Origin of the sequence: Streptomyces sp. NPDC059524 (genome assembly GCF_042749255.1) — a bacterium.
Lineage (GTDB): Bacteria > Actinomycetota > Actinomycetes > Streptomycetales > Streptomycetaceae > Streptomyces > Streptomyces xanthii.
The window spans coordinates 1-7504 of sequence record NZ_JBHYTK010000250.1 but is presented as its reverse complement, the minus strand read 5'-3'; the positions used below and the strand labels follow the sequence as shown (position 1 = coordinate 7504).

The 7504-nt window shown below is 73.3% G+C and carries 8 protein-coding genes; 3 read left to right on the top strand and 5 right to left on the bottom strand.

The features are described 5' to 3' along the window. Positions 1–184 precede the first annotated feature (184 nt). Positions 185–976, bottom strand: coding sequence for an ABC transporter permease (locus tag ACFW9D_RS37120; protein ID WP_384629784.1), 792 nt, complete (start codon positions 974–976; stop codon positions 185–187). Between the two features lie 117 nt (positions 977–1093). Between ACFW9D_RS37120 and ACFW9D_RS37115 the strand changes: the two genes are divergently transcribed. Together ACFW9D_RS37115 and ACFW9D_RS37110 are read left to right on the top strand one after the other, a co-directional pair. Further along, positions 1094–2179: an S-(hydroxymethyl)mycothiol dehydrogenase gene (locus ACFW9D_RS37115; RefSeq protein ID WP_384629782.1), complete on the top strand. Its 1086-nt coding sequence runs from the start codon at positions 1094–1096 to the stop codon at positions 2177–2179. Continuing rightward, positions 2179–2832 (top strand): MBL fold metallo-hydrolase, encoded by a 654-nt coding sequence (locus ACFW9D_RS37110; RefSeq protein ID WP_384629780.1) that lies wholly within the window; start codon positions 2179–2181, stop codon positions 2830–2832. The genes ACFW9D_RS37115 and ACFW9D_RS37110 overlap by 1 nt, the downstream gene beginning before the upstream one ends. Before the next feature lie 59 nt (positions 2833–2891). Here the strand turns inward: ACFW9D_RS37110 and ACFW9D_RS37105 are convergent, their stop codons facing one another. The 3 genes from ACFW9D_RS37105 to ACFW9D_RS37095 form a co-directional block, all read right to left on the bottom strand. Next, entirely contained in the window at positions 2892–3296 is a 405-nt protein-coding gene (locus ACFW9D_RS37105; RefSeq protein ID WP_188335282.1) for an ATP-binding protein, read from the bottom strand. Positions 3297–3413: 117 nt separating this feature from the next. After that, on the bottom strand, positions 3414–3719 hold the full coding sequence (locus ACFW9D_RS37100) for a hypothetical protein (protein WP_188335281.1): 306 nt from the start codon (positions 3717–3719) through the stop codon (positions 3414–3416). Between the two features lie 91 nt (positions 3720–3810). Then, on the bottom strand, positions 3811–5388 hold the full coding sequence (locus ACFW9D_RS37095) for an FMN-binding glutamate synthase family protein (protein WP_384629777.1): 1578 nt from the start codon (positions 5386–5388) through the stop codon (positions 3811–3813). 141 nt (positions 5389–5529) lie between these two features. Here ACFW9D_RS37095 and ACFW9D_RS37090 point away from each other — a divergent pair, with 141 nt between their 5' ends. Beyond that, on the top strand, positions 5530–6225 hold the full coding sequence (locus ACFW9D_RS37090; RefSeq protein WP_384629775.1) for a DUF2470 domain-containing protein: 696 nt from the start codon (positions 5530–5532) through the stop codon (positions 6223–6225). Here the strand turns inward: ACFW9D_RS37090 and ACFW9D_RS37085 are convergent. After that, complete coding sequence (locus ACFW9D_RS37085; protein ID WP_384629773.1) at positions 6206–7375, bottom strand: acyltransferase family protein; 1170 nt, start codon at positions 7373–7375, stop codon at positions 6206–6208. The genes ACFW9D_RS37090 and ACFW9D_RS37085 overlap by 20 nt on opposite strands. Positions 7376–7504: the final 129 nt, after the last annotated feature.

Genomic DNA, 7504 nt, shown 5'->3' with positions numbered 1-7504 from the left:
GGCGCGCCCCATGGCCGCACCTCCAGGGGCGCGGGGCCGTGACATCAGCGGCTGCGCCGCGGGGCGCGACCAGCCCCCACCGGGCCGCACTCGGCGACGACACCGCATCGGGCAGACGAGAGCCGCGAGGAGCCGATCCGGGCGCACGGGGCTGCACGCGAGACCCGAGAGCCGCTGCCCGAGCTCACGGCCCCGGGCGGTGCAGACGGCCCCGGGCCACCAGTTCCACCGTTGCCGCCACCGCGATCGCCTGGACCGCCATCAGCGCCACGAGGACGAACAGCTGGACCGCGCCCGCCGACACCGGGGAGGCGCCGCCCAGGAGCATGCCGACGAAGGCGCCGGGCAGCGTCACCAGGCCGACCGTGCGGGTCTGGTCCAGGCCGGGGAGGAGGGCCTCGGACGCGGCGGGGCGGGCGATCTCCAGGCGGGCCTCGCGGGGGAGCAGCCCGAGCGAGAGGCAGGCCTCGACCTCGCCCTTGCGCAAGGTCAGCTCGTCCAGCGCGCGCCGCCCCGCGAGGACCGTCGCCGTCATCGCCCCGCCGATCAGGATGCCGGTCACCGGGATCAGCGCGATCCCGCGAGTCGGCAGCAGCCCGGACAGGACGAGCGCTCCGACGATCGGCGCGACGGGCAGCGCGATCGGCACCGCCGCCCAGGCCAAGCCCCACCCGCGGGCCCGCGTCACCCGCCGCCCGGCCGTCACCGTGGCCACGGCGCCCATCACCAGCAGGAAGCCGAGCAGCGCCGCCCCGTGGCGCACCACCCAGCCGATCACCAGCGCCACGACCGCGAGCTGCACCGCGGCCCGCACACCCGCGAGCACGATGTCCCGCGCACGCCGCCACGACCCGTCCGGCGCGAGCCGGAACACCGCCGCGACCGTGGCCGCGAGGACCAGCAGCACGATCAGCGCCGCCGCGAGCGACCCGTCGACCGGCAGCAGCGTCGACGCCGCCAAGCTTGTCTCACGCACGTACGCAGCCTAGAACGCCCCGACCTGCGCACCCCTGCTGCGCCGCACCCCCGGCGTGAGCGACGATGGGCGGGCAACAAGCGTGAACGAACGCGTAGAGAAAGAGGGCTGACCGTCATGGCACAGCAGGTTCAGGGCGTGATCGCACGGGCCAAGGGCGCACCGGTGACCATCGAGACGATCATCGTGCCGGACCCCGGACCGGGCGAGGCCGTCGTGAAGGTCCAGGCGTGCGGGGTCTGCCACACCGATCTGCACTACCGGGAGGGCGGGATCAACGACGAGTTCCCGTTCCTGCTCGGTCACGAGGCGGCCGGCGTCGTCGAGTCGGTCGGCGAGGGCGTCACCGAGGTCGCCCCCGGCGACTACGTGATCCTCAACTGGCGCGCGGTGTGCGGCCAGTGCCGCGCGTGTCTGCGCGGTCGCCCCCAGTACTGCTTCAACACCCACAACGCGAAGCAGAAGATGACGCTGACGGACGGCACGGAGCTGTCCCCGGCGCTCGGCATCGGCGCGTTCGCCGAGAAGACCCTCGTCGCCGCCGGCCAGTGCACCAAGGTCGATCCGGCCGCCTCGCCCGCCGCCGCGGGCCTGCTCGGCTGCGGCGTCATGGCGGGCCTCGGCGCCGCCATCAACACCGGCGAGGTCGGCCGCGGCGACTCCGTGGCCGTCATCGGCTGCGGCGGCGTGGGCAACGCGGCGGTCGTGGGCGCCCGCCTCGCCGGAGCCGCGAAGATCATCGCCGTGGACATCGACGACAAGAAGCTGGAGACCGCCCGCTCGCTGGGCGCCACCCACACCGTCAACTCCCGCTCCACTGACGCCGTCGAGGCCGTGCGCGAGCTGACCGGCGGCTTCGGCGCCGACGTCGTCATCGACGCGGTCGGCCGCCCGGAGACGTACGAGCAGGCCTTCTACGCCCGCGACCTCGCCGGCACCGTCGTCCTCGTCGGCGTGCCCACCCCGGAGATGCGCCTCGACCTGCCGCTGCTCGACGTCTTCGGCCGCGGCGGCTCGCTCAAGTCGTCCTGGTACGGCGACTGCCTGCCCTCCCGCGACTTCCCGATGCTCATCGACCTGTACCTCCAGGGCCGCCTCGACCTCGACGCGTTCGTGACCGAGACCATCGCGCTCGCGGACGTCGAGAAGGCCTTCGAGCGGATGCACCAGGGCGACGTCCTGCGTTCGGTGGTGGTCTTCTGATGGCCGCCACCGAAGCAGCCGCGGGTCCCGCGCGCGTCGAACACCTCGTCACGTCCGGCACGTTCTCGCTCGACGGCGGCACCTGGGACGTCGACAACAACGTGTGGCTCGTCGGCGACGACCGCGAGGTGGTCGTCATCGACGCCGCCCACGACGCCGACGCCATCGCCGAGGCCGTCGGGGAGCGCCGGCTCGTCGCCATCGTGTGCACCCACGCGCACGACGACCACATCGACGCGGCCCCCGCGCTCGCCGAGCGCACCGGGGCACCGATCCTGCTGCACCCGGCCGACACCGAACTGTGGAAGCGGACCCACCCGGACCGCGCGCCCGACGGTGAACTGGCCGACGGACAGCGGCTGTCCGTCGCCGGGGCCGAGCTGACGGTGCTGCACACGCCCGGCCACTGCCACGGCGCCGTCAGCCTGTACGCCCCGGCACTCGGCACCGTCTTCACCGGCGACACCCTGTTCCAGGGCGGCCCGGGCGCCACCGGCCGCACCTTCAGCGACTTCCCGACGATCATCGAGTCGATCCGCGGGAAGCTCCTGACGCTGCCGGAGGACACCGTGGTCCGCACCGGTCACGGCGACGCGACGACGATCGGCGCCGAGGCACCGCAGTTGGAGGAGTGGATCGCGCGGGGCCACTGAGCCCCGCGTTCCACCAGGACGCGGCGGCGGCCCGAGGGCCGGCGTCGCGTCCCGCGCGTTCAGCAGGGGCCGAGGACCGCCCGTACCGTCTTGCCGCCGTACGGATGCCGCTCCACGCTCCAGCGGTCGGCCAGCGCGTGCACCAGGGCGATCCCGCGCCCCGACTCGGCGCTCGTGGACGCCGGCCGCATCCGGGGGAGCCCCGGCGCGTCGTCGTGCACGGCCACCGTCAGTTCGCCCGCGTCGAGGCGCAGGCTCATCCGGACGCTGCGCCCGCGGGACGCCCGGGTCGCGTTCGTGACCAGTTCGGAGACCACCAGCTCGGCGTCGCCCGCCGCGCACTCCATCTGCCCGGCGAGGAACGACCGGGTCATGCGACGGGCCCAGCGCGCCGCTCCCGAGCCCTGCGGCATCAGGAACTCCACGCGCGCGGTACGCCGGTCGGCGCCCATGGACGCACGCATGACGATCACTCCCTCTCGTTCGCGTCGGGGGCGGAGCCCCCTCGTAACGAGCCATCTTCCCCGGGAACCTGATCGACAAGCAGATCACGGGCGGGCCGTGTGCGCGCCCTGCCCGACTCAGGCCGGGTCGGCGGCCGCCGCCGGACCGGCCGGATGGGCCAGCGTGTCGAGGAAGCGGTCGAGCGCCGGGGACGAGGCACCGCTTCCGCATCCGGTCCGCTCCAGATGCGGTATCGACAGTTTGCCCAGGTGCGGGGCCCGGGCCTCCAGCGCCTCGGTCAGATGCAGGCGTTCCAGCGCCCGCTCGGCGGCGGAGCGGGCCACGTACTCGCTCACGGTCACTCCCAGATGGTCCGCGTGCCTGCGGACCGCCTCGTACTCGTCGGCCGTGAAGAGCTCTCGGAGCAGTGCAGTACCGTCCATGGCGGGCATGATGCCGCTCGCGACGCCGAGCGCGTGGGCGGATGGCATATTCACCCCCCGTTCGCGTGGAGTTGGGGTGAGCGGGTGGCGCTCAGAAGCGGTCGGGGTCCGCGGCCGCCCAGTCCCGGGCCCAGCCCTCGCGGGCCTCCGAGGTGAGCTCGCCCGGCTCCAGCCACGCGTAGAGCTGCGCGTAGGAGACCAGTTCGTGGGGTGCGATGCGGCGGACCAGTTGGTGAGGCCCCAGGTCACGCGGGTCGCGGACGCCCATCGCCGCCATGATCTGGGCGGCGCTGCGCACCGTCGCCCGCTGGTAGTGGTACACGCGGGCGGCCTTGTCGTTGATGTCCAGGGCGCGCACCCGGCGCGGATCCTGGGTCGTGACCCCGACCGGGCAGGTGTTGGTGTGGCAGCGCTGGGCCTGGATGCAGCCGACCGCGAACATCATGGCGCGCGCCGCGTTCGTGAAGTCCGCGCCCTGGACGAGCCGCTTGACGATGTCGGCGCCGGTGGCGACCTTGCCGCTCGCGCCGATCCGGATCCGGTCCCGCAGCCCGGCTCCGACCAGCGCGTTGTGCACGGTGATCAGGCCCTCGGTGAGCGGGGTGCCGAGATGGTCGGCGAACTCCAGCGGGGCCGCGCCGGTGCCGCCCTCGGAGCCGTCCACGATGACGAAGTCCGGGCTGACGCCCTCGGCCAGCATCGCCTTGCAGACCGCGAGGAACTGGACGCGTGAACCGACGCACAGCTTGAACCCGACGGGTTTGCCGCCCGCCAGCTCCCGCAGCTCCGCGAGGAACAGCACCATCTCGCGCGGCGTCGAGAACTCCCGGTGACAGGGCGGCGAGATGACTGTCTCGCCCACCGGAACATCCCGTACCCGGGCGATCTCGGCGTCCACCTTGCCGCCCGGCAGCACCCCGCCGATCCCGGGCTTCGCCCCCTGCGACAGCTTCAGCGACACACATTTGACCCGGGAGTCGGCCACCTTGTCCGCGAACTCGGCGCGGTCCATGCCCCCGTCCTTCGTGCGGCAGCCGAAGTAGCCGGTGCCGATCTCCCAGACCAGGTCGCCGCCCGGCGCCAGATGGTGGTCCGAAAGGCCGCCCTCCCCGGTGTCATGGGCGAAGCCGCCGAGTGCCGCGCCCGCGTTGAGTGCCCGGATGGCGTGCGAGGACAGCGCGCCGAAGCTCATCCCGGAGACGTTCAGTAGGGACATGTCGTACGGGTGTGAGCAGTCGGGCCCGCCGATCCGTACCGTCGGCGCCTTCTCGGGCGCGTCCACCGGCCGCATGGACGGGACCAGGAACTCGTGGCCGGACGCGTACACGTCCTGCTCGGTGCCGAAGGGCTCCGCCGCCTCGGTGTCCTTGGCCCGCTCGTAGACGATGCTGCGCACATCGCGGTCGTAGGGCCGGCCGTCGTAGTTGCGCTCGATGAAGTACTGCTGCATCTCGGGGCGCAGCGACTCCATCACGAAGCGCAGATGGCCGACGAGCGGGTAGTTGCGCAGCACCGAGTGGCGGGTCTGCGTCAGATCGGCGACGCCGAGCGCGGCCAGGGCGAGCAGGGGACCGGCGGCGCACCACCACCAGGGCGACACGAGCAGCGACAGGGCCGTCGTGGCGGCCGCCGCGGCGACGGCGAGGACGAACAGGAGGAATCGGCGCATCTTCCGAGTCAAGCGCACGGCGGCGCGCCCGGGCGGGGACGACACAGGGCGGTGGGGTGGACCGGAGGGCGGGCCCCGGGGCTGGACCCTCACCGAGGTCTCGGATAAGTTAGGCAAGCCTTACCTAATGGAGGTTCCGGGATGGGTGTCCGATCGATCGCTGCCGCCGTGCCCACCACGGCGGCCCACGCACGCTCCGTGCTCGCCACCGCATTCAGCTGCGGCATCACCACCGACGTGGGACGGGACGACCTCGTCGGCGCCCACCGCGTCGACGAGGACGGCACCCTGCGCATCGCGCCGCCGCCCGACAGCGTCCTCGCCGCCGCCGCGCTCTGCGCCCCGCACGGCCGCCCCACGACCCTCGTGGAGTTCGCCGACACCGCGCCCGTCCCCGTACGGGACCGGATCCGCGCCCGGCTCTGGCTCTCCGGCGAACTCGTCCCGGACGGCGACGAACTGGTGCTGCGCACCGAACGCGCCGTCCTGCAGACCCGCACCGGCCGCACCGGCATCGACCTCGACGAACTCGCCGCCACCAGCGCCGACCCGCTGGCCCGCGCCGAACCCCGGCTCCTCACCCACCTCGCCGACGTCCACCCCGAGGCCGTCGAGCAGCTCACCCGGCTCATCTGCCCCGACAGCCTGCACGGCGTCACCCGCGTCCAGCCGCTCGCCGTCGACCGGCACGGACTGACACTCCGTCTGGAACGCGCCCGCGGACAGGCCGACGTCCGCATCCCGTTCCACAGCCCCGCCGACGACCTGGCCTCGCTCACCGAACGCATGCAGTGCCTGCTCGCCTCGGCGCAGGCCGTCACCCACCGCCGGATGTGACCCGCGCCGGCTCTCGCGCGCACCCCCCGGCCGCCGCCCGGCGCTCGCGCCGCGTCGGCCGGAACGCCCACTCCATGGCCGGCTCCACCACCGGCCGGAACACCCTGCGCACCGGCCCCGCGCACAGCAGCGTGATCCCGCCGGCCGCCAGGCCCGTCACCGCCAGCTCGCCCAGCGGCGTGTGCAGCCATGGATGCGCGTACCAGTCGCCGAACCGGGCCGCCTTGATGACGAACCCGTGCAGCAGATACGCGTACAGCGTCCCCGTGCCCAGCGCCGTGCACCACAGCCTGCGGCCCGGCACCCACGCCAGGAAGCAGGCGGTCAGCACCAGCGCCAGAACGAACAGCGCCGGCGTGACGATCAGCCCCGTCCACGCCGGTACGCCCTGCTCGGCGACGCCGGCACGGTGGTAGAACCAGCCTGCATCCAGCCTCGGCTCCACGGCGTACGCCGCCACGACCGCCGCCGCGAGGACCGCCGCGGCCACCCTGCGCACCCGCCACGTCCGCAGCCGCGCGAAGTGCTCCGGCCGCAGCACGAGCCCCACCACGAAGAACGGCAGGAACTGCAGCACCCGCTGCAACGCCAGATCCCCGCCCACGCCCGGCCACATCGACACCGCCGTGCCGATCGCCAGCGCCACCGGCACCGGGTGCCGCAGCTGCAGCCACAGCGGCGTCGACATCCGCCACACGAACAGCGCGACCAGGAACCACATCAGATACCAGGGATCCAGCAGGCTGACCGGATACCCCGGATCGTCCTGAGCCCAGCGGTAGAACAGCGTGTACGCCACCTCGAAGACGACGTACGGCACGACGACCCCGGTGATCAGCCGCCGCAGCCGGCCCGGCGCCATGTCGAAGCTCCGCGAGAAGTACCCGGACACGAGAGCGAACGCCGGCATGTGGAAGGCGTAGACGAACAGGTACACCGCGTGCACGGCCCGGCTGCCGTACGTCAGCGGCTCCCAGGCGTGCCCGCACGCGACCAGCACGATCGTCAGGTACTTCACGTTGTCGAAGTACGACTCCCGGGCGGCCGGTCTGCCCTGCTCGGGAGCCGCCACCGGCTCCCGCACCCGCGGCTGTGCCCGCACCTCGGGTGGTGTCTGCGTCGGTGTCCGTGCCGTCGTCCGTTGTGCCATCGCGTCGCGGTGCCCCTCGTCGTGCGTGTCGCCCGTCGGGTGAGTCCAGGCCTCCCGTCTTCCCGCCCTCGACCGTTCCATGGCACCCGAAACGGGACAAGGGCCCCCGGCGGCGAGTCGGAACTCGCC

Coding starts and splice junctions, on each gene's coding strand:
- ACFW9D_RS37095 (WP_384629777.1), bottom strand. CDS start 5,388: ATGCGCCGATTCCTCCTGTTCGTCCTCGCCGTCGCCGCGGCGGCCGCC.
- ACFW9D_RS37085 (WP_384629773.1), bottom strand. CDS start 7,375: ATGGCACAACGGACGACGGCACGGACACCGACGCAGACACCACCCGAG.
- ACFW9D_RS37105 (WP_188335282.1), bottom strand. CDS start 3,296: ATGCGTGCGTCCATGGGCGCCGACCGGCGTACCGCGCGCGTGGAGTTC.
- ACFW9D_RS37100 (WP_188335281.1), bottom strand. CDS start 3,719: ATGGACGGTACTGCACTGCTCCGAGAGCTCTTCACGGCCGACGAGTAC.
- ACFW9D_RS37090 (WP_384629775.1), top strand. CDS start 5,530: ATGGGTGTCCGATCGATCGCTGCCGCCGTGCCCACCACGGCGGCCCAC.
- ACFW9D_RS37110 (WP_384629780.1), top strand. CDS start 2,179: ATGGCCGCCACCGAAGCAGCCGCGGGTCCCGCGCGCGTCGAACACCTC.
- ACFW9D_RS37115 (WP_384629782.1), top strand. CDS start 1,094: ATGGCACAGCAGGTTCAGGGCGTGATCGCACGGGCCAAGGGCGCACCG.